Consider the following 22350-nt stretch of genomic DNA (forward strand, 5'->3'; position numbering starts at 1 on the left):
CCCCTAGGGGTTCGTAGCCCCTGGGACGGATGCGGATCCGGCCCCGGGGGCTGACGTGAACGCGGCGGGTCGGCACTAGCGTCGGGGGTGTGACTGTCATCGCTACCGAAAGCCTGACCAAGCGGTACCCACGGGTGACCGCGCTGGACCGGCTCTCCGTGGACATCACACCGGGCGTGACCGGCCTGGTGGGTGCCAACGGGGCCGGGAAATCGACCCTGATCAAGATCCTGCTGGGGCTGTCCCCGGCCAGCGAGGGCAGCGCCTCCGTCCTCGGCATGGACGTGGCCAGGGACGGCCTCGCCATCCGCGAGCGCGTCGGCTACATGCCGGAGCACGACTGCCTCCCGCCGGACGTGTCCGCGACGGAGTTCGTGGTCCACATGGCCCGGATGTCCGGGCTGCCGCCGACCGCCGCGCGCGAGCGGACCGCCGACACGCTGCGCCACGTCGGCCTCTACGAGGAGCGGTACCGCCCCATGGGCGGCTACTCCACCGGCATGAAGCAGCGCGTGAAGCTGGCGCAGGCCCTTGTCCACGACCCGAAGCTGGTGCTCCTGGACGAGCCGACCAACGGGCTCGACCCGGTCGGCAGGGACGAGATGCTCGCCCTGATCCGCCGTGTGCACACCGACTTCGGCATCTCCGTGCTGGTCACCTCGCACCTGCTCGGCGAGCTGGAACGTACCTGCGACCACGTCGTCGTGATCGACGGCGGCAAGCTGCTGCGCTCCTCCGCCACCGCCGAGTTCACCCGCGGCAGCTCCGTGCTGGCCGTCGAGGTCACCGACTCCGAGCGGCACCCGGACGGCACCGAGGCGCTGCGCACGGCCCTGACCAGTGCCGGAGTCCCCGTACTCCCGCCGCAGCAGCCCGGCGCCCCCGGCGAGGCCGCTCCCGGAGCAGGCCACGTGCTGCTGATCGAGGCCGCCGACGAGGACGCGCTGGGCGGCGCGCTGGACGCCGTACGGGACACCGTCGCCGACCTGGGCCTCGGCCTCGTCCGCATGGAACAGCGCAAGCACCGCATCGCCGAGGTCTTCCACGACGACGGCGCGGTCCAGGGCGCCACGCAGGGCGCGGCCCCGCAGCAGATGGCCGCGCAGCACACGGCGCCCGGCACGAACGAGGGGAGCGGCGATGCCGTCTGAGTCCCGTACGGGGGCAGCCCTGACCGCCCCTGATGAGAACGTGATCCACAACATCGGCTACCGCGGCTACGACGGGCCCCGCCTCGGCCGCGGCTACGCGCGCCGCTCGCTGTTCGTGCAGTCGCTGCGCGGCGCGTACGGGATCGGCAGGTCGGCCAAGTCCAAGGTCCTGCCCATGCTGCTGTTCGGCGTGGCCTGCGTGCCGGCGGCGATCGTGGTGGCGGTCGCCGTGTTCACCAAGGCCAAGCAGCTGCCGGTCGACTCCAGTTCCTACGTGCTGACGCTGCAGCCGGTGATCGGGATCTTCCTGGCGGCCGCCGCGCCCCAACTGGTCTCGCTCGACCTGCGGTTCCGCACCGTTCCGCTGTACTTCTCGCGCTCCATCACGCACGCCGACTACGTCCAGGCGAAGCTGGCCGCGCTGTGGGCCGCGCTGATGATCTTCATCGCGACGCCGGTGCTGATCCTGTACGTGGGCTCGCTGCTCGCGAAGATGGAATTCGGCGCGCAGACGGAGGAGTTCGGCCAGGCGCTCGCGTTCTGCCTGCTCTTCTCGCTGCTGCACGCGGGCGTCGCGCTGGCCGTCGCCGCGCTCACGCCCCGCCGCGGCTTCGGCGTGGCCGCCGTGATCGCGGTGCTCACCATCCCGTACATGCTGGCCCAGTCCCTGCAGGGGATCGCCGTCGTGCAGGGCCACGAGGGCGCGGCCGGCTGGCTCGGGCTGGTCTCGCCCGGGACGCTGATGGACGGGATCCAGTTCACCTTCCTCGGGGGCGACTCCAACTTCCCGAACAACGTGGAGCTCGCAGGCGGCCAGGCGCCGTTCTACCTCCTGCTGTTCGCCGCGCTCGTGGCCGGCGCCTACGCGCTCCTGCTGCGCCGCTACCGAAAGGCCGGGCTGTAACCACCATGACCACGCTGCACATCGACCACGCCTCCCGCTGGTTCGGGAACGTCGTGGCGGTCAACGACATCACCATGAACATCGGCCCGGGCGTCACCGGCCTGCTCGGCCCCAACGGCGCGGGCAAGTCCACGCTGATCAACATGATGGCGGGCTTCCTCGCGCCCTCCACCGGCACGGTGACCCTGGACGGCACCCGCATCTGGCGGAACGAGGAGAGCTACCGGCACATCGGCCTGGTCCCCGAGCGCGAGGCCATGTACGACTTCCTCACGGGGTGGGAGTTCGTGCTGGCCAACGCCGAGCTGCACAAGCTGCCGGACCCGCGGGCCGCGGCCCAACGGGCCCTGGCCACCGTGGAGATGGAGCAGGCCCAGGGCCGCAAGATCTCCACGTACAGCAAGGGCATGCGGCAGCGCGTGAAGATGGCGTCCGCGCTGGTGCACGACCCCTCCGTGCTGCTGCTCGACGAGCCCTTCAACGGCATGGACCCGCGCCAGCGCATGCACCTCATGGAGCTGCTGCGGCGGATGGGGGCCGAGGGACGCACGGTGCTCTTCTCCTCGCACATCCTGGAGGAGGTCGAGCAGCTCGCCGCGCACATCGAGGTGATCGTCGCGGGGCGGCACGCGGCCAGCGGCGACTTCCGCAAGATCCGCCGGCTGATGACCGACCGGCCGCACCAGTACCTCGTGCGCTCCAGCGACGACCGCAGGCTGGCCGCCGCCCTGATCGCGGATGCCAGTACCGCGGGCATCAGGCTCGACTGGTCCGACCGCGCCCTGCGCGTCGAGGCGATCGACTTCGCCCGCTTCACCGAACTGCTCCCGCGCACCGCCCGCGAGCACGGCATCAGGCTCTACACGGTCTCGCCCTCGGACGAGTCCCTGGAGAGCGTCTTCTCCTACCTCGTCGCGGCCTGAAGGGAGCACGGGAATGTACGACAAAACAGTCGCGCGGCTCACCTACCGGGCACTGCTGGGCAGGAAGCGCGCCCTGCTGCTGAGCGCGCTGCCGGTGCTGCTCGTGGTGGTCGCCGCCGCGGTGCGCGCCATGACCGGCATGGACGACTCGGTCGCCACCCAGCTCCTGGGCGGCTTCGCGCTGGCCACGATGGTCCCGCTGATCGGCGTGATCGCCGGGACCGGCGCCATCGGCCCGGAGATCGACGACGGCTCGGTGGTGTATCTGCTGGCCAAGCCTCTGAAGCGGCCGACGATCATCGTGACCAAGCTGCTGGTGGCCATAGGCGTGACGGTGGTCTTCTCCGCCGTGCCCACGCTGATCGCCGGGTATCTGCTCAACGGCAACAGCCAGCAGATCGCGATCGCCTACGCCGCCGCCGCTGCCGTCGCCTCGGTCGCCTACAGCGCGCTCTTCCTGCTGCTGGGCACCGTCTCGCGGCACGCCGTGGTGTTCGGCCTGGTGTACGCGCTGATCTGGGAGGCCCTGGTGGGCAGCCTCGTGCCGGGCGCCAGGACCCTCTCCGTACAGCAGTGGTCGCTGGCGCTCGCCGAGAAGATCGCGGGCGGCGGCGCGCAGATCACCTCCGAGGTGGGGCTGCCGGTCGCGGTGGTGCTGCTGCTGGTCGTGACGGTGGGCGGCACGTGGTTCGCGGGCCAGAAGCTGCGCTCCATGACGCTCGCGGGCGAGGAGTGAGCGCACCCGCCTGAGCCGGAGGGCCCGTGCACCGCGCCTGGGCCCGGAGGGGCTGCGCACGGGGCCGATGACCGGGTACGAGGGGCGCCCGCTGGATGAGACGGCGGGCGCCCCCGGTGCGCTCGCGACTACCGTGGCGGCATGTCGTCTGCGAGCCGCTACACCTATCTCGGTCCCGAGGGGACCTTCACCGAGGCCGCCATCCGCACCCTCCCCGAGTCCGCCACGCGCGAGCTGGTCCCGATGGTCTCGGTGCCCGCGGCCCTGGACGCGGTGCGGGGCGGGGAGGCCGCCGCCGCGCTGGTCCCGATCGAGAACTCGGTGGAGGGCGGCGTCACCGCGACCCTCGACGAGCTGGCGCGCGGCCAGCAGTTGATGATCTACCGCGAGGTGCTGCTGCCCATCGCCTTCGCGCTCCTGGTGCGCCCCGGCACCGCGCTGTCCGACGTGAAGACGGTGACCGGGCACCCGGTCGCGCAGCCGCAGGTGCGCAAGTGGCTGGCCGAGCATCTCCCGGACGCAGCCTGGGAGTCGGCCGCCTCCAACGCGGACGGCGCGCGGCTCGTGCAGGAGGGCCGCTTCGACGCGGCCTTCGCGGGGGAGTTCGCGGCGGCCACGTACGGTCTTGAGCCGCTGGTCACCGACATCCACGACGCGGAGAACGCGGCCACGCGCTTCGTCCTCGCCGGCCGCCCGGCGCGCCCGGCCGCGCCCACGGGCGCCGACAAGACCTCCGTCGTCTTCTGGCTGCGCGACGACCATCCGGGCGCGCTGCTGGAGGTGCTCCAGGAGTACGCCTCGCGCGGCGTGAACATGATGCGCATCGAGTCCCGCCCCACCGGCGAGGGCATCGGCCGGTACTGCTTCTCCGTGGACTGCGAGGGCCACGTCTCCGACCGCCGCGTCGGCGACGTGCTGATGGGGCTCAAGCGGGCCTGCCGCAACGTGCGGTTCCTCGGCTCGTACCCGCGCGCCGACGAGGTGCAGCCGACCCTGCGCTCCGGCACGAGCGACGAGGACTTCCTGGAGGCGGCGGACTGGCTGACCCGCTGCCTCGACGGCCGCGGCTGAGACCGCCGTGGCCGGGAAGCGACGTCCCCAGGGGCCCGGTTGTCCACAAAGTTATCCACAGGCTCCGGTGTCTGACTGTGCACGGCTGGGGACAGCGAGCGGTCAGTGTCGACAAAACCGCATGATGACCTCCGCGCCGTCCACAGAGCTCCGGGGCCCCTCTCGTCACCCCAATTCCCTTGATCAACACTTTGGCGTGAAGCAATCCCGCTCGAATGAGTGGGTATTGGGGGTTTGGGCAGGGAATTCCCCGTGGATCAGAATTCCGTTCGGAGCCTGTGGCTCCGACTTCCACAGGGGGTTCCGCGAGCCTGTGGAAAACTCTGTGAACGGCTCCCCGGTTGTGGATAAGTCCGTGACCCGAGCTTCCCAACTCCCGCCGCTCAGCGGCCTGATCGGTCCATCTCCGGACAGCGGACGCACCCTTGCGTGGGGCCGGGGAATTCCGCTTGACGCGCCTCACGATACGCTGCATTGAGTTGCAAATCGGGCATAAGGGTTCTCGCGTCGCCCCGTTTCCGAGCTGCCTCGGGCACGTACGGGAAAGCCCCCGGAGAAGATCATCCACCGGTCCCGGAAGAAGCCGGAGAAGATCATCGGCGGGCCGCCGCGCGCCGTCCCCGCCCCCGCCGGGAACGGAGTCGAGCCGTGCGCCGCCCGCCCGGTACCCTTGCCGCGTGATTGACCTTCGCCTGCTTCGTGAGGACCCCGACCGTGTGCGCGCCTCCCAGCGCGCCCGTGGAGAGGACGTCGACGTCGTCGACAAGCTGCTCTCCGCCGACGAGCGGCGCAGGTCGTCCGGTGTCCGCTTCGACGAGCTGCGCTCCGAGCAGAAGCAGCTCGGCAAGCAGATCCCCAAGGCCGAGGGCGACGAGAAGGCCGAACTCCTCAAGCGCGCGGGCGAGCTGTCCGCAGCGGTGAAGGAGGCCGACGCCGCGCAGAACGAGGCCGAGGCGGAGACCGAGGAGCTGCTCCGGCAGCTCGGCAACCTCGTGCACCCCGAGGTCCCGGTCGGCGGTGAAGAGGACTTCACCGTGCGCGAGACGGTCGGCGAGATCCGCGACTTCGCCGCCGAGGGCTTCGAGCCCAAGGACCACCTGGAGCTCGGCCAGCTCCTCGGCGCCATCGACACCGAGCGCGGCGCCAAGGTCTCCGGGTCGCGCTTCTACTACCTCACCGGCGTCGGCGCGCTGCTCGAACTCGCCCTGGTGAACGCCGCGATCGCGCAGGCCACCGCGGCGGGCTTCACGCCCATGCTGACACCCGCGCTGGTCAAGCCGCAGGCCATGGAGGGCACAGGCTTCCTCGGTCAGGCCGCGCAGGACGTGTACCACCTGGAGAAGGACGACTTCTACCTCGTCGGCACCTCCGAAGTCCCGCTCGCCGCCTACCACATGGACGAGATCATCGAGGCGGACAGGCTGCCGCTGCGGTATGCCGCGTTCTCGCCCTGCTTCCGCCGCGAGGCCGGTTCGTACGGCAAGGACACCCGGGGCATCTTCCGGGTCCACCAGTTCGACAAGGTCGAGATGTTCTCCTACGTCGCGCCGGAGGAGTCCGAGGCCGAGCACCTGCGCCTGCTGGAGTGGGAGAAGCAGTGGCTGACCAGCCTGGAGCTTCCGTACCAGGTGATCGACGTGGCCACCGGCGACCTCGGCTCCTCGGCCGCGCGGAAGTACGACTGCGAGGCGTGGATCCCCACCCAGGGCAAGTACCGCGAGCTGACCTCGACTTCGGACTGCACCGAGTTCCAGTCCCGGCGCCTGTCGGTGCGGATGCGCGAGGGCAAGAAGGTCCGGCCTCTCGCCACCCTGAACGGCACGCTCTGCGCCGTGCCCCGCACCATCGTCGCGCTGCTGGAGAACCACCAGCAGGCCGACGGATCGGTCCGGGTCCCCGAGATCCTGCGGCCGTATCTGGGCGGGCGCGAGGTGCTGGAGCCGGTCGCCAAGTGACCGCCGCCGCCCCGACGACGGAAGCCGTCACGCCGCTCCCGCCCTTCCCGTACAAGCTGGTCGCCACCGACCTGGACGGCACGCTGCTGCGTAGCGACGACACCGTCTCCGGTCGTACGAGGGACGCGCTGGCCGCCGCCACGGCGCGCGGCGCCGCGCACATCGTGGTGACGGGGCGCGCCGTGCCCTGGACCAAGAGCGTGCTCGCCGACCTCGGTTACCAGGGGCTCGCGGTGTGCGGCCAGGGCGCCCAGGTGTACGACGCGGGCGAGGGCCGGCTGCTCACCTCCCTGACGCTGGACCGCCGTGTCGCGACCCACGCGGTGGCCGCACTGGAGGCGGAGACCGGCCCGCTCATGCTGGCCGCCTCGCGCGACGGGGTGGACGGCGCGGTGCTGGTCGAGCGCGGTTACCGGGTGCAGGAGGGGCCGCTTCCCGTGGTCCCGGCGCACGACCGTTCCGACCTGTGGGCCGAGCCGCTCAACAAGCTCTACATCCAGCATCCCGAGCTGGGCGACGACCAGTTGACGAAGATCGCGCAGGCCGTCGTCGGCGACGCGGTGGGCGTGACGATGGCCGGCGAGGGCGTGGTCGAGCTGCTGCCGCTGGGGCTCAGCAAGGCCAGGGGCCTGGCGCTGGCGGCCAGGCGGCTCGGGGTGCGCGGCGCGGACACGATCGCCTTCGGCGACATGCCGAACGACATCCCGATGCTCGGCTGGGCGGCGTACGGCGTCGCGATGGCCGACGCGCACGAGGAACTCCTCGCGGTCGCCGACGAGGTGACGGCCTCGAACGACGAGGACGGCATCGCCCTGGTGCTGGAGCGCCTCCTCTCCGCATGACGGCCCCGGCTCGTACGCTGGCCGCATGAGCGGGACGAGCGGCAGCGCGGTGGGCGGCGGCGCGGCGAGTGGCGGCGCCGCGCGCTGGCTGGACGAGGAGGAGCAGGCGACCTGGCGGGCCTTCCTGGGCGCTTCGCAGCGTGTACGGGAGGCGCTGGACCGCCAGTTGCAGCGGGACGCGGGCATGCCGCACGCGTACTACCTGATCCTGGCGATGCTCTCGGAGACCGAGGGCCGCACCCTCACCATGACCGAGCTTGCCCGGCGCACCCGCTCCTCGCCGAGCCGGCTCTCGCACGCGGTCTCGCGCCTGGAGGCCAAGGGCTGGGTGCGGCGCGGGCGGCACGAGGACGACCAGCGCACCACCCTGGCCACGCTCACCGACGCGGGGATGACGGAGCTGGAGGGCACCGCGCCGGGGCATGTGGAGCAGGCCAGACAGGCGCTCTTCGACCACCTCAGCCGGGAGCAGGTGGAGCAGCTCCACGCCATCTGCCGGGCGGTGCTTGAGGGGTCGGAGGACGGGCCGCTCCCGACCTAGGCCGGCGCTGGGCTAGTCCGGTGCCCGGCTAGTCCGGTGGCGGGGGCTTCGAGGGTTCGCCGTACATCTCGGCCAACTGCCGGGCGGCGCGCGCCAGTTCCTCCCGCGCCTCCGCCGGCTCCAATGCCTCCGCGTCGGCGCCGAACTGGAGGAGCTGGCGCACGGCGGGCAGCGCGGGGAACGCCAGCCGCACGGTGACCCACTTCCCGGCCGCCTCGGCCGAGTCGTCGCAGGCGGCCTGTGGCGGCGGCCCGTCCAGCGCCCAGGACATTATCCGCAGGAACATGTCGAGCCTCCCGCGCCTGACCCGCGCGGTGACCCGTACGACGGCCGGGCGCTCCTCGACGCGGCGGCGCAACTGCTCCCACACGTCCGCGAGTTCCACACCGTCGCGCCTGTGCACGGGTGCGTCGGTGACGGTGGCCGCGGCGATCCTGTCGGCGCGGAAGAGCCGGGGAGCGCCGCGCCGGTCGGCGACGAGATACCAGACGCCCGCCTTGGCGACGAGGCCGTAGGGGTCGACCGTGTACTGCCGCTCCGTGGTCGCTCCGCCGTGCCGATACCGTATGCGCAGCCTGCGGTCGGCGAACACGGCGGTGTTCAGCACGTCCAGGTCGACCGCGGCGCGGGGTCCGGCCCGCCACCTGTCGGGGTCCACGAGGATGCGCCTGCTGGTCAGCTCCGCCGCCGGGCGGTGCGCCGCGGGCAGCGCGGCCATGATCTTGCGCAGCGCCGAGCCGAACTCCTCCCCGAGCCCGAGCGCCGAGTGCGCCGACTGGATGGAGTGCGCACCCTGCGCGGCCAGCACGAACAGGGCCCGCGCCTCGCGCGAGGTCAGCCCCGTGACATCGGTGCGGAAGCCGGGCAGCAGGGCGATGCCGCCGCGCCGCCCGCGCTCGGCGTATACGGGGACGCCGGTGGTGGAGAGCGCTTCGATGTCCCGGTAGATGGTGCGGACCGAGACTTCCAGGCGGCGGGCCAGCTCCTCGGCCGAGACCCGGTCACGGGTCTGGAGGAGCAGCAGGATCGAGAGCAGGCGGTCGGACTTCACTTTCTCGATGATGCGGGAAAACCTGACGGCAGACGTCAGGTTTTTGCGGGATTCTCCTTCTCGCCGGGGGCGCGGGGCCTCCGGGACCGACTTCGGGAGGACCCGTCATGACCGCTGAGAAGACGATCGGGGAAGCCACCGTTGCCGCCGTCGCCGCCGACCCGCGGCCTCAACTCGCGCGTGCGGTCCGGCAGATGGCCGAGGTCGTCGCCGGGGTGCGCGCGGAGGATCTGGGGCGGCCGACGCCGTGTGCGGAGTACGACGTGCGGGGGCTGCTGGCGCACATCATCGGCGGCACCCACGCGTGGGCCGAGCTCGGCGAGACCGGCCGGGACAAGGAGATCGCGCACGAGGGGTATGAGCAGGAGCCGGAGGGCGGCTGGGCCGGGGCATACGAGGAGGCGTATGCGCGCTTCGAGGCCGCCTGGGCGGACGACGCGAAGCTGGACCGCGTCGTGGTGGTGCCCTGGGGCACGATGCCGGGGCGGGCGGCGCTCGCCGGCGACCTGATGGAGATCGTCACGCACTCCTGGGACCTGGCGCGCTCCATAGGCCACACCGGCGCGCTCGACCAGGAGCTCGGCGAGGCGGCGCTGAGCGCGGCCCGGCGCGCGCTTCCCACCGAGCGCCGCGGCGAGGGCGTGCCCTTCGACGCCGCGCGCACGGCCCCCGAGGGCGCCGACGCGTACGGCAGGCTGGCCGCCTGGCTGGGGCGCCCGGCGGACTGGACCGCGGCGTGACCGCACCGCGGCGTGACCGCACCGCGGCGTGACCGCACCGGGGAGGTGAGGCTCGCTCAGGGAGTGACGACCGTCCAGGGGCGGACGGTCCACTCCTCCACCACGCCGTTGAGGACGTAGGGGTCGTTCTCGGCGAAGCGCTCGACCGTGCCGCGCTCCTCCGTGTTCCAGATCAGCAGCCCGCGGTCGACCGGCTCGGCGAGGGCGCCCGCGAGGAGGAGTTCGCCGCGCGCGTGCGCCTCGCGGATCAGCCCCAGGTGCTCCTCGCGGTAGGGGGCACGGCGCTCCACGACGTCCTCCGGATACCGGTATTCGAGTACGAAGTACGGCACACCGCTCCCCTTTCCCTCGACCCTCTGCTGCTCAACAGACCTCTGTCGAAAGGAGGTTAACCCTGGAACGTCAACCCTCGAACAGCGCCTGACCCACGTACTCCCCCTTCTTCGGGCCACCCGGCACCGCGAAGAGCGCGCTCGCCTCGTGCCGGATGAACTTCGACAGCGCGTCGCCGCGGTCGAGCCGCCGCTGCACCGGTACGAAGCCGCGCAGCGGGTCGGCCTGCCAGGCGATGAACAGCAGGCCCGCGTCCGGCGCCCCGTCCTCGCGGAAGCCGTCGTGGAAGGAGAAGGGCCGCCGCAGCATGGCCGCGCCGCCGTTGCTGTCCGGCGAGGTGATCCGTACGTGCGCGTCCTCGGCGATCACCGGGGTGACCCCGTCGGAACGGGTCTTCTCCAGGTCGGGGTCGGTCTGTTCGGTGCCGCCGGTCAGCGGGGCGCCGTCGGACTTGCGGCGGCCGATGACCTTCTCCTGCTTCTCCAGCGACTGCTTCTCCCAGTCGTCGAGCAGCATGCGGATGCGGCGGACGACGGCGTACGAGCCGTTCGCCATCCATCCGGGGCTGCCGTCGGAGGGGACCCAGATCCGCTGGTCGAAGTTCTTCTCGGAGGGCTTGGGGTTGTTGCTGCCGTCGACCTGGCCCATCAGGTTGCGCACCGTCATGGGGTGGGAGGTGGCGCCCGGTGAGCGGTTGAAGCCGTTCATCTGCCAGCGCAGCCGTGCCGCGTCACCCGCCTCGCGCTGCAGCGCGCGCAGCGCGTGGAAGGCGACGAGGCCGTCGTCGGCGCCGATCTGGATCCACAGGTCGCCGCCGGAGCGCTCCTTGTCCAGGTGGTCCGAGGAGAACTCCGGCAACGGGTCGAGCTGTGTGGGCAGTTGATCCTTCAGCCCGGTCTTGCCGAAGAGGCTGCGGCCGAAGCCGAAGGTGACGGTGAGCGAGCAGGGCCCGGCGTCCAGCGCGATGCCGGTGTCGTGTTCGGGCGACTGCGGCGCCCTGCCCTCCATCAGTTGCCGCGCGGTGTCCGACCAGCGCCGCAGCAGCGCGGCGGCCTCCTTGCGCCCCGCGCCGGGCGCGAGGTCGAAGGCGATCAGGTGCCCGTGCGCCTGCTGGTGCGTGGTGATCCCCGCCTGGTGGGTGCCGTGGAAGGGCACCCGGTCCGAGCCCAGCGTGGTCAGCGCGGTGGGCGGGTCGTCCGCCGCGGCGTAGCCCGCGGCGCCGCCCACCGCGCCCAGCGCGAGGCCCCCGGCGCCCGCCGCGCCGACGGTGCCGAGCAGCCTGCGGCGGCTGACGGTGTGCGGTTCGTGGTCGTGCTGCGTCATGTTCTGCCTCTGTGGCTGTGACTGTGGCTGGGGCTGTGACTGGGGCTGTGACTGGGGCTGGGGGTCAGGGGAGCCGCACCGTCTTGTTCACGGTCACCTGGTCGATGTCGGAGGTACGGATGGTGAAGGCGACGCGCCAGGTGCCGGGCATGGGGAGCTGCACCCCGTTCGCCTCCCAACGGCCGCCCGGGGAAGCGGACTTGCCCTCGCTTCCCTTGCCGTCCTTGCCGCTCGCGTCCTCGCCCTTGCCTGGCTTGACCGGCTTCGGGCTCACGTTCAGCGGGCCGATCTTCTGCGCGGGCAGGGTGAAGGCGACCTTGACCTCGGGGGCGTCCACGGGCTTGCCCGAGGGGTCGGTCGCGGTGACCCGCAGCGTGTTGTCGCTGCCCGAGCGCCCGGGCGAGAGCCGCAGCTTCGCGGTTCCCTTGCCGCCCGAACCTCCGGTGTCGAAGGGGATCTTGAGCTGTACGGGACCGCTCTGCGCGGGCGCCTCCGAGCCCCCGCCGGCGCGGGTGGCCGCCTCGGTGCGGGCCGGTTCGGTGCCGGTGAGCACCGTGGTGACGGCGAGGAGGACGACGGCGATGCCGGCTTCGGCGAGTACGGAACGGCGGAGCCCGCTGCGTTCCGGGTCGGCGTCCCTGTCCCGCTTGCGCCGCGCGGTCTCCACCGCGGCGCGCTGGCGGGCGAGTTGGGCGGCGCGTTCGGGGTCCTCCCCCGCGCCGGAGCCCTCGTACGAGGCGGCGCCCGCGACCGCTATCGCGGGTTCCCGCTCCGTACGGGGTGCGGGTTCGGCGGCCTCGGCGGACGTACCGCTCGCGGCGCCCCGCTCGGGTTCCGCCAGCCGGGACGTCCAGCGGCGGGATATCCAGGCGACGCCGACCAGCAGCGCGACCAGCGCCACCTTCACGATGAGCAGTTGGCCGTACGCGGTGTCCGCGAGGGCGCCCCAGGAGCCGACCTGCCGCCAGGACTGGTAGATCCCGGTCCCGGCGAGCACCAGCACGCTCCCGAACGCCATCCGTGAGAACCGCCGCACCGCCGAGCGTGGCACCCCGCCCTCGGGCCCCTTGTAGAGGGACGTCAGCAGCGCGGCCAGACCGCCCAGCCAGCCGGCGACGGCGAGCAGATGGAGCACGTCCACCGGCATGGCCAGCGCGGTCTGGATGCCCGTCGAGGCGTGCTCGGCCATGGCCCAGGTCGCCGCGAGCCCGGCGGCCACCACACCGCCGCCGAGCGACAGCCCGTACAGCAGGTCACGCCGCCGCGTGGGATCACCGGCGCCGCCGCCGTCCTCGCGCTCCGGGGCCGACTCGCCGTCCTCGGAGCCCTGCTGGCCGCCGCCCCGCTCACGCGCGCCATCCCGCTCACGCTCGCCGCCCCCCTCCCGCTCGCCGGCCACCTTCGCGTACGTACCGAAGAGCACGGAGACGAAGAGGGCCGCCGCGCCGAGCAGCAGGAGGCGGGAGACCAGGGCGGTGCCCGGCTTGGTGCCCACGGCCGCCTTGAGCGCGGACAGGTCGAAGACGTCGGCCAGTTGGCCCGAGCCCGTGTAGGGGCCGCGCAACAACAACATGGCGAGCGTCGAGACCGTCAGCGTCAGCCATCCAGCGGCCACGAGGCGCTGCACGGAACGCTGCCGCGCCCCGCCGGGCCAGCAGGCCAGCACGAAGGCCGCGCCGCCGACGAGCAGGACGAAGCCCGCGTATGCCGCGTATCTGCCGATGCCGTAGAGCGCGCCGACCACGCCGCCGCCCGCGTTCTCGTCCTGCTGCGGCACCTGCGCCGTGGTCTTGGAGGGCGCCCCGATGGAGAACGTGAAGGCCCCCGAGACCGGGTGGCTGTCGGCTGACACGCCCTGCCAGGCGACCGTGTAGGTGCCCTTGCCCAGTCCCGGCTTGAGTGCGACGGAGCGCGCGGTCTCGCCCTTCTCGCGGACGGGACCGTGGTCGGCGCGTTCGCCGCGCGGCCCGAGCACACGTACCGACCCCTCGGACATCGCGATGCCCTCGGAGAAGCGCAGCGTGACCTCCCGCGGCGCGCTGTCCACCACCGCGCCCTTGGCCGGATCGCTGCCGGTCAGCGCGGCGTGCGCGGAGGCGGGCGCGGCGCCGCCGAGCACGCACAGCAGCCCGCCGAGCGCGGTGGCCAGCGCCGAGGCGAGCAGCCGCGCGGGCCCGCTGCGGCCCGCGCGGGGCGAGCCCATGGGGTACGCGGTCGCCGTCACCGGTACCTCATTTCCCCTGCCCGGGCGCGAAGTTGGCGGCCTCGACCGGGACCGTCACCTTCACCGGGTCGGACTTCTCGAAGTGCAGGGTCAGCGACACCTTGTCGCCCTTGACGGGCTTGCGCTTCAGGTCGTGCAGCATCAGGTGGTTTCCGCCGCGGTCGAGCTTGAGCTCGCCGTTCGCGGGCACGGTGAGGGACTTCACCGGCTCCATCCGGCCGCCCTTGGTGCGGTGCATCTGCACCTGCTTGGCGAGCGGGCTGCTCACGGAGGTCAGCTTGTCCGCCTCGTCCCCGGTGTTCTTCACGGTCAGGAAGCCCCCGGCCATGCTGTCCATCGCGGGCTGCGGCACGTAGCCGTCGCTGACCTTGAGCTCGGGGCCGCCGGAACCGCATCCGGCCAGCCCGAGGGCGAGCGCCCCGGCGATCGCCGCGGTGGCCGTGGCGGTGCGGCGCCTGGCGCTGATCAGGGGGTGGCGGCGGGTCACGGGGTCTCTCCCTTGATGAGCTTCGGCAGGTCCTTGGAGAGGACCTCGGCGGTGGCGTTCTTGTCGTCGGTGTAGAGGTAGTGCGCCTTGTCGTCCTTGGGCGAGAAGGCCAGGAGCTGCTTGCCGTGCGAGGAGACGACGTCCCCGTTCTTCTTCTTGTACGAGGGCTCGATGCCGATGCCCACGCTCTTCGCGGCGGCCTGGATCGTGTCGAAGTCGCCGGTCAGGCCGGTGACTCCGGTGCCCTGCGCCTTGAGCCACTTGCCCAGGTGCTCGGGGGTGTCCCGCTTCGGGTCGGTGGTCACGAAGACGACCTGGAGCTTCTTCTGCTCGCTCTTCGGCAGCTTCCGCTTCGCCAGATCGATGTTGCTCATGATCAGCGGGCAGGCGTCGGGGCAGTTCGAGTAGCCGAAGTACAGCAGCGTCGGCTTGCCCTTGGTCTCCTTGACCAGGTCGTACTTCTCGCCCTTCGTGTCGGTCAGCGTCAGGTCCGGCTTCACGAAGGGGTTGTCGAGCTTCACGCCGCTCTTCTGCTGCGGCGCGTCGGACGCCTTGGGCGCGTCCACGACCGCCGCGTCGCTGTCGCTGTCCCCCGAGGAGCAGGCGGACAGCACGAGCGCGGACGCCGCGGTGAGGGCCGCGGCGGTGAGGCGTACGGAGCGGCGGCGGTTGTTCTTCACGGTGTGCATGGGGTTCCGGTCTTCCCAACGGTGCGGGCGGCGCGGCCCCGCCGGGACACGGCGTACGCACGCGGTTCGCGTACGCGTGCCGTGTCCCGGACGGGAACCGCACCGCGGGTCGTCAACGGACGCGTCGTCGGACGGTCCTGGCTCAGGAGGAGCGGCGGCGCCCGGCGAGCACCCCGAAGGCCACTCCCGCGACGCCCACGACGATCCCGACGACCCCGAGCACCCGCGCGGTGTTGTCGGTGCCGTCCGAATCGCCGCTCGCCGCCTGGCTTCCTGCGGCCTGCGTGTTCTTGCCGTCCTGCGCGCCGGCCCCGTGTCCGCCCGCGGCGGCCGGGGTCAGCTTGAGCGTCGGGGCCGGGTTCTCCGGTTCCGGCTGGCCCTTCTGCTGCGGCTCGATCCAGCGCACGACGTCGCCGTTGTCGTACGTCTGGAGCGCCTTGAAGACGAGCTGGTCCTGGCCCTTCGGCAGCTCGCCCATGTTCACGGGGAACTGCTGGAACCGGCCGGGCTCGATCTTCCCGCCGGACCAAGTGATCTTCGTGACGGCTTCCTTGATCTTCTCGCCGTGCATCTCGATCGGCTTGTCCAGCTTCTTCTTGCTGATCTTGATCTTCCAGCCGGGCACCGGCTCGGGCATCACCGTGGCGAGCGGGTGGTCCGTGGGGAAGTTGACCTCGACCTTGCTGGTGGAGGCGTCGTCCTTCTCGTTGGGGACCTTGAAGTCGACGGTGCTGAAGCCGCCCTGCTCGGCCTCCTCCGGATCGACGGTGACGTGCGCGAACGCGGGCGCGGCTGCCAGCAGCACGGCCGCGGCGCCCACGGCGCCGACGGTTCCGGCGCGCCGCGCACTCTGCTTGCGAGGGGTCTTCATCTGGGGTTCTGCTCCCGACAGACGGCACGGACCGGCCACGGCCCGTGCGACGGATGACAACAGGAACGGACAAGGAACGAGGGACCGCGAGGCGTCCGCTGCACGCGGGACAGCACCTCGCGGACACGCACGCACACGCCGTTCCGCCGTCGCCGCCAGTACGGGAGGCCGGCACGGGCTCCGTGCGGGAGACCGGCACGGGAGATCCGTACGGAAGACCCGTACGGGAGAGGGGACCGGAGTGTGCGTCAGACCGCGAGCACGAGCTCGCCGGCGGACCGCGGCGGTCCCCGTCTGCGCACGGAGTGGTCGAGCAGCACCGAGGGCGGATGCGCGGAGTCCTCGTACGAGAGCGCCCTGGTGACCCTGGCAGGGGCGCGCGGCAACAGACCGGCGCGCAGCGCCCGTTCATAGCCGAGCGCGGCGCGCAGCGCGCGCCCCGGCAGCAGCCGGTGCACGGGCAGAACGGGCAGCTCGGCCAGCGCGGACAGCCGCACGAGCCGCCACAGCGCGGCCTCTCCGCAGCGCAGCAGCACCCCGAGGGCCAGCGCGGCGAGCAGGTGCCCGAGCAGCATCGGCCCGTCCATCAGCGAGAGCGCCGTGCGCGCGGCTTGGCGCAGGCACTCCACGACCGGGCCGCCGGCGGCGTCGTGCGCGGCCTGGGCGGCGCCGGCTCCGGCTCCGGCCCCGTGGCCGCCGTGTGCGGCCCGGCCGGTCAGCGCCGCGGCCTGGTCGGGGGAGATCCCCGCGTCGGAGACCACCTGGTGCGCGCGCGCCTCGGTGAGCGGACCCGAGGCGTGCTTGCTGCAGAGCATCCGCGCCGCGAGTTCCATGACGGGGCTCTGCCCTGTACCCCGTACGGGGCGTGCCTGCCCGGCGCCTCCGGCGGAGAACAGCAGGTGCAGGCCGAGCTGGCCGACGGTCAGGAGCGCCGCGATGCCCGGCAGCGAACGTTCGCGCCCGGCCAGCGGCGCGGCCACCGCGAACACCATCGCGAATCCGGCGCCCAGCGCCCACGGCGCGATGCCGCAGCCGCCCGCGACCGCGTGCCCGGCGGCGGACAGCGCGACGCAGGCCGCGGTGAACACCGCGGCCCGCAGCAGTCTGAGGTCCGCCCCTGCAGTCATGGCCGCGCCATCATCTCACCGGCCGCGGCGCGCACTTCCGGCAGGGGGCGGGACACATGTCCGCTTTGAGTGGTGAGCGCCCGGTTCTCCGCCGTGGGCCGAACGAGCGTCATCCCCGAAGTGACGCGCGTAGCGCGCGGCGCCGCAGGCAATACGTATCGGTAGCGCGCGCCGGACCCTGCCCGGCGCCGTGCGGCGAGCCGACGCCGAGACCCCTGGAGGTCGGAGCATGAGCGTGTGGTGGTCACTTCAGCTACGGCGCGAGGCTGCGAGCGTGCCGCTGGCCCGGCGACTGCTGCTGGGGGCTCTGGAGTCGGCGGGGGTCGACGACGAGATCGCCTACGAGCTCTCCGTCGCGCTCACCGAGGCGTGCGCGAACGCCGTGGAGCACGGCGCCCGCGTCTCCGACGGCTCCCAGGACGCCTTCCGCGTCACCGCCTACCTGCACGGCGACCGCTGCCGCATCGAGGTCGCCGACTCGGGGCCCGGCTTCCGCGGGAGACCCTCGCGCCTGGCGCGCAGGGCCCGCGCCCTGCTGCCGGCCGACCGCTCGCGCGAGGCGGAGTGCGGCCGCGGCCTCTACATGATCGAGTCACTCACCGACCACGTGCGCACCCACGACCGCCCGGGCAGGGGCGGCGCGGTGGTCAGCTTCGACAAGACCCTGAAGTGGCAGGAGAACGGCGACCGTTCCCTGCTCAAGGCGGGCTGACCCCCTCAGAGGCTCACCCGTCCCGATACCGCAGCAGCAACATCGCGGCATCGTCGTGCAGCCGCTCCCCGCCCACGTACTGCTTCAGGTCCTGGCGCACCGCGTCGAGCGCGGTCTCCGGGTCCGGGTCCTTGAGCAGGTGGCCGCGGTCCTCCAGCGGATAGAACTCGCCCGCGCGGTCGCGGGCCTCGCTGACCCCGTCGGTATAGAAGAGAAGCTGGTCACCGGGCACGAACGGCACCCGGTGCGGAGTCGGCGCAGGGCCGCCGTGCAGCGCCAGCAGACCCAGCGGCAGGGCGCGCTCCGGCGGCTCCGCGTAGTCCACCGAACCGTCCGGCCTGATCACCATCGGCGCCGGATGCCCGTAGTTGAGCAGTACGGCGCGATCGCGCTCGCGCACTTCGGCCAGCACCGCGGTCACGAACTTCTCGCCCAGCAGATGCCGGTCCAGCGCCCGCTCGAGCCGGTCGCCGACCGCCACCAGATCCGGTTCGTCGTACGCGGCCTCGCGGAAGGTGCCGAGCACCACCGCCGCGGTCTCCACCGCTTCGAGACCCTTGCCCTGCACGTCGCCGACCAGCACCCGCACACCCGCCGGCGAGACCACGACCTCGTACAGATCGCCGCCGATCCGCGCGTCCGCGACCGCCGAGGTGTACGAGACGGCCGCGCGCAGATGTCCGGCGCTGCGCGGCACCGGGCGCAGCAGCACGCGCTGCGCCGCCTCGGCGATGGAGCGGACGCTGGCCAGCTCCTCCTCGCGCCGCTGCCGCATCACGGTCGCCGCGAGCCCGGCCACGGCGACCCCGGCGACGGAGATCAGGGTGGCCCAGCCGCGCCGCTCCCCGTACTGCCCGTTGTAGAGGATCAGCACATAGGAGAGCAGCAGCGCGAGGGCGCCGATCAGCGCGGTGCGGCGCAGATCGGCGACGAGCCCGGCGAAGGCGGGACCGAGCGCGAGCATGGGGGTGAGCCCCATGCCCGCGCCGGCGAGCATGTCGGCCAGGACGATGGCGCCCATCGCGAGGAAGGGGAAGGCGGACAGCAGTCCTGGCCGGAACAACCGGGTGACCAACGTGTGCTCTTTCCCTCTTCCTCGGCGGGAGCTCCGGCGCCGGCCGGCGCCGGAGCCGGGGCTCAGCCCTTCAGCCCCGCCATCCATGCTTCGACGTCCGCGCTCGAACGGGGCAGCGCCGAGGACAGGTTCCGGTTGCCGTCCTCGGTGACCAGGATGTCGTCCTCGATGCGGACGCCGATGCCGCGGTACTCCTCCGGCACCGTCAGGTCGTCGGCCTGGAAGTACAGGCCCGGCTCCACGGTCAGGCACATGCCCGGCTCCAGGGTGCCCTCGGCGTAGGTCTCGCGGCGCGCGACCGCGCAGTCGTGCACGTCCATGCCGAGCATGTGGCCGGTGCCGTGCAGGGTCCAGCGGCGCTGGAGGCCGAGCTCCAGGACCTTCTCCACGTCGTAGTCGAGCAGGCCCCACTCCACCAGCTTGGTGGCCAGGACGCGCTGCGCCGCGTGGTGGAAGTCGAGGTAGTCGGCGCCCGGCTTGACCGCCGCGATGCCCGCCTCCTGGGCCTCGTACACCGCGTCGTAGATCTTCCGCTGGAAGTCGGTGAAGCGGCCGTTGATCGGCAGGGTGCGGGTCACGTCCGCGGTGTAGAGCGTGTGGGTCTCCACGCCCGCGTCGAGCAGCAGCAGGTCGCCGGAGCGCACAGCGCCGTCGTTGCGCACCCAGTGCAGCGTGGTCGCGTGCGGGCCCGCGGCGCAGATGGAGCCGTAGCCGACATCGTTGCCCTCGACGCGGGCGCGCAGGAAGAAGGTGCCCTCGATGTACCGCTCGGAGGTGGCCTCGGCCTTGTCCAGGGACTTCACGACGTCCTCGAAGCCGCGCACCGTGGAGTCCACGGCCTTCTGCAGCTCGCCGACCTCGAAGGCGTCCTTGACCAGGCGCATTTCGGAGAGCACCGAGCGCAGCTCCTCGTCGCGCTCGGCGGTGACCTTGTCGGTCAGCGCCTTCTCCACGCCCGCGTCGGAGCCGCGCACGACGCGCACCGGGCCGCCCTTGGAGCGCAGCACGTCGGTGACGGTGCGCACGTCCTCGCAGGGCAGGCCGTAGCGCTTCGCGCCCTCGTCCAGGCTGTCGCGGCGGCCGACCCACAGCTCGCCCTGGCTGTCGAGCCAGAACTCGCCGTTCTCACGGTCGGAGCGGGGGAGCAGGTAGAGCGTGGCGTCGTGCCCGCCGCTCTCCTTGGGCTCCATGACCAGGACGCCGTCCTCGGTCTGGTTGCCGGTGAGGTAGGCGTACTCCACGGAGCTGCGGAAGGGGTACTCGGTGTCGTTGGAGCGGGTCTTGAGGTTGCCCGCAGGGATCACCAGGCGCTCGCCGGGGAACCGCTCCGAAAGCCGCGCCCTGCGCTGTGCCGTCTCCGCGGCCTGCGCCACGGGCTCGAGGTCGTGCAGCTCGGTGTCGGCCCAGCCGGTCCGCATGTTCTCGGCGAGCTCGTCGGAGACACCGGCGTACAGACCGTTCTTGCGCTGCTTGATCGGCTGTTCCTCAGCGGCGTCCGCCACGTGTGCCTCCTCAGTTGTGTAAGACCGTCCTCCATCGTATGGCCGCGTGTAAGCAGGAAGACAGTCACACACCTGTGACATTTCCGGCTTCGGCCGCCGGAACGGCTGGAGAGGGGGCAGACGGTACGGGAGGCCCGCTAAAACCGGCGTCAGCGCCGACGCCGATGCAAGCGCCGGTTCCCGACGCCGGTCAGAACTTCGCGGCCAGCAGCACGACGTCCTCGGGGTGGTCCTGCGCTGTCGCCTTGCCGTCCGGCAGCAGGGTGCGCAGTACGTGGTCGACCAGCGCCTCGGGTTCCGAGCGGGTGGCGGGCGGCGCCGTCGCGACCGCCGAGTGCAGCCGCGAGAAGCCGCGCTCCAGCTCGCCGCCCGCGCGGTGCAGCAGCCCGTCGCTGTAGAGCAGCAACGTTTCACCTTCGCCGAGCGCGAGCTCCACGCTGGGCGCCTCCCAGCACGCGAGCATGCCGAGCGGAGCGGACAGCGTGGTCTCCACGAACTCGGTGCGCTCGGGCCCCGTCACCAGCGGCGGGCAGTGTCCTGCCCCCGCGATGGTGATCTTGCGCTGGGCCGGCTCCGCGTAGCCGAACAGCGCCGTCGCCGACCTGGCCGGCTCGGTCAGCCGCAGCAGCAGCTCCAAGTCGGAGAGCACCGCGACCGGGTCCTCGCCCTCCATCACCGCGTAGGCCCGCAGTGACGCGCGTAGTCTGCCCATCGCCGCGATCGCGCTCGGTCCGCTGCCGGTGACCCCGCCGACCGAGAGCCCGAGCGCGCCCTCGGGGAGCGGCAGCACGTCGTACCAGTCGCCGCCGCCCTGCGGCCCGGCGCTGTGCCGCACGGCGAGCTGCACCCCGGGCACCCGGGGCAGCCGCGCGGGCAGCAGGTCCTCGCGCAGCTCGGCCAAGTCCTCGCGGGCGCGAGTGAGTTCCAGCATCCGCGTGATGTGCTCGGCGGCGTGCCCGATGTACATCCCCAGCAGCCTGCGCTGCCGCTCGCTGGGCTCGGCCGGCTCGTCGTAGAGCCAGACGGCCGCGGCGATCCGGCGCGCGTCGGGGGTGCTCAGCGGTACGGCGTAGCTGGCGGCGTAGCCGAGCCGGGCCGCCACCTCGCGGTGCCGGGGGTCGAGGGTGTCGTCGGTGGCGATGTCGGGGTACGAGATCTCCGGCGGCGGGCCCTGCGCGTTCGGCTCGTTCTCGTCGCCCGCCTCGTCCTTTTCCTCCGCCTCCGCCTCGTACGTGCCCGGCTCGGGGAGGCCGTCGAGGAGGCGGGTGTAGGCGGCGGAACCGCGCGGGACGGTCTCGATGTGACCGATGTCGGCGCGCCCGAGGCCGAGGCCCACGGTGCGCTCGGGCCCCCTGCCGTCGGCCGGCTCCAGGGCGACGAGACCGCGCTGCGCGCCGACCAGGGTGGCCCCGGCCCGCAGCAGTTCGTGCAGCGCATCGTCCAGGGTGGAGGTCCGGGTCAGCCGGTCGAAGAGCTCCTGCAGCGAGCTGAGGTCGGTGATCCACTCGGCCATCCGGTCATGGGTGGCCTCGGGGTGCGCCGCCGTCTGCCCGGCGTGCTGCTCGGGGGACTGCTCCGCGCGGGACTCGGGGGAAGCGGGCGCAGTTTGTTGCGGAGGGGAAATGGCAGGTTTGATTCCGGCCACTTTCTGCGGCCTACGGGAGCTCATGGGCGCGGGCCTTCGTTGCGGTTCATAACCCTCAATAGCATCGCAAACCCCCATGTCATGCTGCTCCGCTACCAGTGCTTCCAGATGTACACGCCCTGATGAGGCCATGTCCAGCATCGTTCGGGCGCGACAAATGGTGTCGACGGTGCTGCGGTGACTGCACGCGGGCAGGCCGGTTCAACGCAAAGTTGGCGCAAAATGTTCCCCGGGAAGCGGGAGTTGCTGTCGACTGGGGCCATTCCGCAAACCCGCGTGCAACGGGCTGCCCGCGGTGACTCCGGGGAGCGTTGGCGCGGCTCTCGCGGGTACGGAACCCGGTGGGAGGCCTCAGCGTCCATAGATGAGGCGGCCCCGCCCCACTCCCGTAACCGCGGAATGCACCAAGCAAGCAGGGTGGCAGAACGACGTAGCGCAAGCGCCATAT

General features: G+C 72.2%; 21 protein-coding genes. 10 read left to right on the forward strand and 11 right to left on the reverse strand.

The genetic code is table 11. The features are described 5' to 3' along the window. The first annotated feature begins 89 nt into the window (after window positions 1-89). From ABEE00_RS18725 to ABEE00_RS18760, 8 genes are all read left to right on the forward strand, one after another. A complete protein-coding gene (locus ABEE00_RS18725) occupies window positions 90-1151 on the forward strand; it encodes an ABC transporter ATP-binding protein (protein WP_345746671.1) in 1062 nt (353 codons plus the stop codon). After that, window positions 1141-2055 carry an ABC transporter permease gene (locus ABEE00_RS18730; protein WP_345746672.1) on the forward strand — a complete coding sequence of 305 codons (915 nt, stop codon included), beginning with the start codon at window positions 1141-1143 and terminating at the stop codon, window positions 2053-2055. The genes ABEE00_RS18725 and ABEE00_RS18730 overlap by 11 nt, the downstream gene beginning before the upstream one ends. A 5-nt stretch (window positions 2056-2060) precedes the next feature. Then, window positions 2061-2978, forward strand: a complete 918-nt coding sequence (locus ABEE00_RS18735) for an ABC transporter ATP-binding protein (protein WP_345746673.1) — start codon at window positions 2061-2063, stop codon at window positions 2976-2978. 13 nt (window positions 2979-2991) lie between these two features. Continuing rightward, entirely contained in the window at window positions 2992-3714 is a 723-nt protein-coding gene (locus ABEE00_RS18740; protein ID WP_345746674.1) for an ABC transporter permease subunit, read from the forward strand. Between the two features lie 141 nt (window positions 3715-3855). Further along, window positions 3856-4785, forward strand: coding sequence for a prephenate dehydratase (pheA, locus tag ABEE00_RS18745; RefSeq protein ID WP_345746675.1), 930 nt, complete (start codon window positions 3856-3858; stop codon window positions 4783-4785). A 677-nt stretch (window positions 4786-5462) separates the two neighbouring features. Beyond that, on the forward strand, window positions 5463-6740 hold the full coding sequence (gene serS / locus ABEE00_RS18750; protein WP_345746676.1) for a serine--tRNA ligase: 1278 nt from the start codon (window positions 5463-5465) through the stop codon (window positions 6738-6740). After that, complete coding sequence (locus ABEE00_RS18755) at window positions 6737-7582, forward strand: HAD family hydrolase (RefSeq protein WP_345746677.1); 846 nt, start codon at window positions 6737-6739, stop codon at window positions 7580-7582. Before serS ends, ABEE00_RS18755 begins: the two co-directional genes overlap by 4 nt. 25 nt (window positions 7583-7607) lie before the next feature. Further along, window positions 7608-8123: a MarR family winged helix-turn-helix transcriptional regulator gene (locus ABEE00_RS18760; protein WP_345746678.1), complete on the forward strand. Its 516-nt coding sequence runs from the start codon at window positions 7608-7610 to the stop codon at window positions 8121-8123. Between the two features lie 28 nt (window positions 8124-8151). Here the strand turns inward: ABEE00_RS18760 and ABEE00_RS18765 are convergent, their stop codons facing one another. After that, the gene (locus ABEE00_RS18765) at window positions 8152-9174 is read right to left on the reverse strand and encodes a helix-turn-helix transcriptional regulator (protein ID WP_345746679.1); all 1023 of its coding nucleotides are present in this window, start codon (window positions 9172-9174) and stop codon (window positions 8152-8154) included. A 107-nt stretch (window positions 9175-9281) separates the two neighbouring features. Between ABEE00_RS18765 and ABEE00_RS18770 the strand changes: the two genes are divergently transcribed. Beyond that, complete coding sequence (locus ABEE00_RS18770) at window positions 9282-9914, forward strand: TIGR03086 family metal-binding protein (RefSeq protein WP_345746680.1); 633 nt, start codon at window positions 9282-9284, stop codon at window positions 9912-9914. A 56-nt stretch (window positions 9915-9970) separates the two neighbouring features. Here the strand turns inward: ABEE00_RS18770 and ABEE00_RS18775 are convergent, their stop codons facing one another. The 7 genes from ABEE00_RS18775 to ABEE00_RS18805 form a co-directional block, all read right to left on the reverse strand. Then, window positions 9971-10246, reverse strand: coding sequence for a YciI family protein (locus tag ABEE00_RS18775; protein WP_345746681.1), 276 nt, complete (start codon window positions 10244-10246; stop codon window positions 9971-9973). Window positions 10247-10316: 70 nt separating this feature from the next. Further along, window positions 10317-11570, reverse strand: a complete 1254-nt coding sequence (gene efeB / locus ABEE00_RS18780) for an iron uptake transporter deferrochelatase/peroxidase subunit (protein ID WP_345746682.1) — start codon at window positions 11568-11570, stop codon at window positions 10317-10319. Between the two features lie 64 nt (window positions 11571-11634). Continuing rightward, complete coding sequence (locus tag ABEE00_RS18785; protein ID WP_451918616.1) at window positions 11635-13794, reverse strand: copper resistance protein CopC; 2160 nt, start codon at window positions 13792-13794, stop codon at window positions 11635-11637. A 7-nt stretch (window positions 13795-13801) separates the two neighbouring features. Beyond that, window positions 13802-14281, reverse strand: coding sequence for a copper chaperone PCu(A)C (locus tag ABEE00_RS18790; RefSeq protein WP_345746683.1), 480 nt, complete (start codon window positions 14279-14281; stop codon window positions 13802-13804). Continuing rightward, the gene (locus ABEE00_RS18795; RefSeq protein ID WP_345746684.1) at window positions 14278-14970 is read right to left on the reverse strand and encodes an SCO family protein; all 693 of its coding nucleotides are present in this window, start codon (window positions 14968-14970) and stop codon (window positions 14278-14280) included. Before ABEE00_RS18795 ends, ABEE00_RS18790 begins: the two co-directional genes overlap by 4 nt. Before the next feature lie 142 nt (window positions 14971-15112). Continuing rightward, window positions 15113-15841 (reverse strand): YcnI family copper-binding membrane protein, encoded by a 729-nt coding sequence (locus ABEE00_RS18800; RefSeq protein WP_345746685.1) that lies wholly within the window; start codon window positions 15839-15841, stop codon window positions 15113-15115. A 248-nt stretch (window positions 15842-16089) separates the two neighbouring features. After that, entirely contained in the window at window positions 16090-16968 is an 879-nt protein-coding gene (locus ABEE00_RS18805; protein ID WP_345746686.1) for a hypothetical protein, read from the reverse strand. 229 nt (window positions 16969-17197) lie between these two features. Here ABEE00_RS18805 and ABEE00_RS18810 point away from each other — a divergent pair, with 229 nt between their 5' ends. Next, window positions 17198-17680, forward strand: coding sequence for an ATP-binding protein (locus tag ABEE00_RS18810; RefSeq protein WP_345746687.1), 483 nt, complete (start codon window positions 17198-17200; stop codon window positions 17678-17680). A gap of 13 nt (window positions 17681-17693) precedes the next feature. On the opposite strand, the gene ABEE00_RS18815 is transcribed toward ABEE00_RS18810, so the two are convergent. The 3 genes from ABEE00_RS18815 to ABEE00_RS18825 form a co-directional block, all read right to left on the reverse strand. Next, window positions 17694-18701: a PP2C family protein-serine/threonine phosphatase gene (locus ABEE00_RS18815; RefSeq protein ID WP_345746771.1), complete on the reverse strand. Its 1008-nt coding sequence runs from the start codon at window positions 18699-18701 to the stop codon at window positions 17694-17696. Window positions 18702-18817: 116 nt separating this feature from the next. Next, window positions 18818-20257 carry an aminopeptidase P family protein gene (locus ABEE00_RS18820; RefSeq protein WP_345746688.1) on the reverse strand — a complete coding sequence of 480 codons (1440 nt, stop codon included), beginning with the start codon at window positions 20255-20257 and terminating at the stop codon, window positions 18818-18820. A 190-nt stretch (window positions 20258-20447) separates the two neighbouring features. Next, window positions 20448-22043: a PP2C family protein-serine/threonine phosphatase gene (locus tag ABEE00_RS18825; RefSeq protein ID WP_345746689.1), complete on the reverse strand. Its 1596-nt coding sequence runs from the start codon at window positions 22041-22043 to the stop codon at window positions 20448-20450. Between the last annotated feature and the right edge of the window lie 307 nt (window positions 22044-22350).

This window comes from Streptomyces odontomachicola (genome assembly GCF_039605595.1).
Classification (GTDB): Bacteria; Actinomycetota; Actinomycetes; order Streptomycetales; family Streptomycetaceae; genus Streptomyces.

What these genes read in the sequence shown, in the direction of transcription:
- ABEE00_RS18795 (WP_345746684.1), bottom strand. Translation starts at nt 14,970, where the DNA reads ATGCACACCGTGAAGAACAACCGCCGCCGCTCCGTACGCCTCACCGCC.
- ABEE00_RS18825 (WP_345746689.1), bottom strand. Translation starts at nt 22,043, where the DNA reads ATGCTGGACATGGCCTCATCAGGGCGTGTACATCTGGAAGCACTGGTA.
- ABEE00_RS18805 (WP_345746686.1), bottom strand. Translation starts at nt 16,968, where the DNA reads ATGACTGCAGGGGCGGACCTCAGACTGCTGCGGGCCGCGGTGTTCACC.
- ABEE00_RS18815 (WP_345746771.1), bottom strand. Translation starts at nt 18,701, where the DNA reads ATGGGCGCCATCGTCCTGGCCGACATGCTCGCCGGCGCGGGCATGGGG.
- ABEE00_RS18730 (WP_345746672.1), top strand. Translation starts at nt 1,141, where the DNA reads ATGCCGTCTGAGTCCCGTACGGGGGCAGCCCTGACCGCCCCTGATGAG.
- ABEE00_RS18770 (WP_345746680.1), top strand. Translation starts at nt 9,282, where the DNA reads ATGACCGCTGAGAAGACGATCGGGGAAGCCACCGTTGCCGCCGTCGCC.
- ABEE00_RS18810 (WP_345746687.1), top strand. Translation starts at nt 17,198, where the DNA reads ATGAGCGTGTGGTGGTCACTTCAGCTACGGCGCGAGGCTGCGAGCGTG.
- pheA (WP_345746675.1), top strand. Translation starts at nt 3,856, where the DNA reads ATGTCGTCTGCGAGCCGCTACACCTATCTCGGTCCCGAGGGGACCTTC.
- ABEE00_RS18735 (WP_345746673.1), top strand. Translation starts at nt 2,061, where the DNA reads ATGACCACGCTGCACATCGACCACGCCTCCCGCTGGTTCGGGAACGTC.
- ABEE00_RS18800 (WP_345746685.1), bottom strand. Translation starts at nt 15,841, where the DNA reads ATGAAGACCCCTCGCAAGCAGAGTGCGCGGCGCGCCGGAACCGTCGGC.
- ABEE00_RS18740 (WP_345746674.1), top strand. Translation starts at nt 2,992, where the DNA reads ATGTACGACAAAACAGTCGCGCGGCTCACCTACCGGGCACTGCTGGGC.
- ABEE00_RS18760 (WP_345746678.1), top strand. Translation starts at nt 7,608, where the DNA reads ATGAGCGGGACGAGCGGCAGCGCGGTGGGCGGCGGCGCGGCGAGTGGC.
- efeB (WP_345746682.1), bottom strand. Translation starts at nt 11,570, where the DNA reads ATGACGCAGCACGACCACGAACCGCACACCGTCAGCCGCCGCAGGCTG.